This is a genomic window from uncultured Senegalimassilia sp., from assembly GCF_934632265.1.
Classification (GTDB): Bacteria; Actinomycetota; Coriobacteriia; order Coriobacteriales; family Eggerthellaceae; genus Senegalimassilia.
In genome coordinates this window covers 1-3021 of record NZ_CAKTYH010000171.1, presented here as the reverse complement: position 1 = coordinate 3021, position 3021 = coordinate 1, and the positions used below count along the sequence as shown (strand labels likewise).

Genomic DNA, 3021 nt, shown 5'->3' with positions numbered 1-3021 from the left:
CTGATCGCCAAGAAGGGCGAACCCGTCTCGCTGGTGGAAAACGAGAAGTAACCGGCCAGCAGATACGGCTAACGCGCACGTTGCGGCGCACACGGAACGCAACGCGGGAACAGCCGGACGCGACACGCGCCCGGCCTCCCGGGCAGAGGGTGGCCTAGCAAGGGTTTAGGGGATAGACCACCTTCTGCCCGGGAGCGGCGCTTCTTCACCCTCCCCACCCTCCCATTTAAGCAGGGGCCGCCACTCCCTCTTTCAACCTGAGAAGCCGCGGCGGGCACCCCTCGCCCGCCTCGGCGCAAAGCCCCGCCGCAGACGAGATGGCAGAGGGGCCGGAGAAAGGCAACGACCCGTCGGCTATATCCGACAACAGCGCTCTCCGACCCGCCTAGCGGGCAAGATCGCGAACGCATATATAAATAGGTAAAGGAAAACCGGCTGGGAGGTCGAACATGAATACGGACACTTCGAACATCAAGGCAACACGCATCGTCAGCGGCGTCAGCTGCGGGAAGACGCAGGAGCTGATCGGACGCGCATGCTCGCTGCTTTCGAACGGCGAAAAGGCAGAAGACGTGCTGGTGCTGTGCGCCACGCCGCAAGCATGCGAGGCGTTCACGCTGCGCCTGAACGCCGCCGCCGAGGAAGCCGGCGCAAATGCCGACGGGGTCACGGTGACCACGCCGCGAGCCCTGGCGCTCAATGTGCTCGGCGATGCCGAGGCGGTGCGTTGGTCGGGCCGCGAGCCGCGCCTGCTCACCGCTTACGAAGAGCTGTTCCTGCTCGAAGACATGAAGGTGAGCGGCCTGCGCCCCAAACGCCTGCGCGAGATGCTGAAGTTCTTCTATCGCAGCTGGACCGAGCTTGCCGACGACGATCCGGACTGGCTTTTGCCCGGCGAGGAGTCCAACGTGCACACGCTGCTGAAGGACAACCTGGCCTTCACGCGCAGCATCGCCGAGCCTGAAGCGGGCAATCTGGCGGTGAACTACCTGCGCACCCACGCCGGTGCGGCGGCCGCGCATTCGTTCGCCCACGTGCTGGTGGACGACTATCAACGCATCAGCAAGGCGTCGCAGCTGCTTGCCAGCCTGGTGGCAGCCGAAACGCTTACCATCGCCGGCGATCGCGCCGCCTGCGTGCAGGTCTATGACAGCTACCCCTATGCCGCGGGCTTGGACGAGTTCATGGATGCGCACGAAGGAGCGCAGGATATCGAGCTTTCCGCATGCCACGCCTGCGCAGCCGGGGCCGCTGCGACATCCAAGCTGCTTGCCGACCCCGCCATGCAGTCGATCGCGTTCCACGCAGCCGAAGACGTCGCCGCAGGTCAGACGGCTGTGTTGGAAAGCCCGCTGCCCGAAGACGAATTCGGCGCCGTTGCGCGCTTCGCCGCAGAAGCCGTGGCGGACGGCAAGAACCCCGCCGACATCGTAGTGGCGACGCCCAACGGCGTGTGGAGCCGCAACATGGTGAAGGCCCTGCTGGCGGCGAAGGTTCCCGCCCAGGCGCTGAACGATCGCCAGCCGGTGCGCGGCGACATCCGCGACAACGAGCGCTGCGTGCCCGCCCGCGTGCTAACGGCGTTGGACCTGGTGGCCGATCCCGAAAACGCGCTTGCATGGCGCTGCTGGTGCGGGTACGGCGATTGGCTGGCCAACAGCTCCGCCATGGCGAACCTGCGTAAGCACGCAGGCGAGCGCGGCATGGGCCTGGTGGAGGCCCTGCGCGGCACGCAGGGCGATGCGGTGGCCGCCAACGCAAGCGACGCTGACCGCGTGGTGGGCGCCAAGCGCGTTGCCGATGCACACGAAGCGGGCCTTGCGCTCATCGAGTCCGCAGCCGGCCTTGAAGGCTCGGCGCTGCTGGATAAGCTTGCCGAGCTGGTCACGAGCCAAGAGGGCGCCGCAGCGCCGGGCATCGTGAGCACGCTGTGCCTGGGCGAGCGAGACAACTCCGCTGCCGCCATGGCCAAGCGCTTCCGCAGCCGCTTGCTGGCGCCCCGCATCGACGCCGCAAGCGCCGTCCAGGTGGTCCCCTACGACCAAGTCGCAGGGCTCTCGCCGAAGGTGCTGATCATCAGCGGCTTCGTGAACGGGTTCATCCCCTGCCGCGAATACTTCGACAGCGCCGAGATGCCCCTTGACAAGCAGGAGAAGGAGCACGCGAAGGACGCGCACCGCGTGTACGCCATGGCAGGAAAGGCAAGCGAGCAGCTGGCAATTTCCCGCTTCACCACCACCAGCCTGGAGACCGCCGGCGTCATGAAGCTGCACATCGGCCGCATCCGCCTGCAAGACGGCAAGCGCATGTGCGTCATCGAGCCCAGCGACTTCACCGAGCAGCTGGCGTAAGGGATTTCCGCAAAACGCCCGCCGATATCTCGGCCGCATAGCCGAAACGACCAAAGCCCCGGACCGCCGAAGCGATCCGGGGCTTTGCCAATTGGGGACGTAGCGTTATCTGTCCGGACACCTCGGGGACGTAGCTCTATCTGTCCGGTTTTCTGCCGCAAAGCAATAGCCAGTATGTTCCGGACAGATAATGCTACATCCCCTAAGTATCCCACTAGCCCAGCCGCCAATCGACTGTCGGCGGTTTCTTTTTTTTCTATTTTTTCCTTTTTTCCTATTTGTCTAGCGGAAGCACAAAGCGCCTATAGCAGTGCAGCTTCCCAATCGGCTTCTTTGAGGCCGATTGGGGCGAAAAGCGGTCCCTTCCGCTCGAAGGCCTCCCTGTTTGCTGACACTTCGGGGACGTAGCCTTATCTGTCCGGGTTTCCCGCAGCGAAGCGACGACTGCCCGCCGAAGGACGGCAGAGGCGAATCCGAGCCGAGCTTCCGCGCAAACGCGATCCGGACAGATAGCGCTACGTCCCCGAAGTGTCCGGCCCTAGACACGAAGCGGCCCCTTTCGCTTGGAGACGTCCCTGTTTGCAAGGGGGGTTTGGGGAAAGGATGTCTCCAAGCGGAAGGGGCCGCTTGAGATATTCGGTTGTCAGGGCCCTGGCCGCCCGGCTTCCGC

At 64.7% G+C, this 3021-nt stretch carries 1 protein-coding gene; it reads left to right on the top strand.

Going from position 1 to position 3021, the window contains the following annotated elements; genetic code table 11:
- Positions 1 to 449: 449 nt before the first annotated feature.
- Entirely contained in the window at positions 450 to 2351 is a 1902-nt protein-coding gene (locus Q0H50_RS09090) for an AAA family ATPase (RefSeq protein ID WP_294421637.1), read from the top strand.
- Positions 2352 to 3021: the final 670 nt, after the last annotated feature.

What these genes read in the sequence shown, in the direction of transcription:
- Q0H50_RS09090 (WP_294421637.1), top strand. Translation starts at nt 450, where the DNA reads ATGAATACGGACACTTCGAACATCAAGGCAACACGCATCGTCAGCGGC.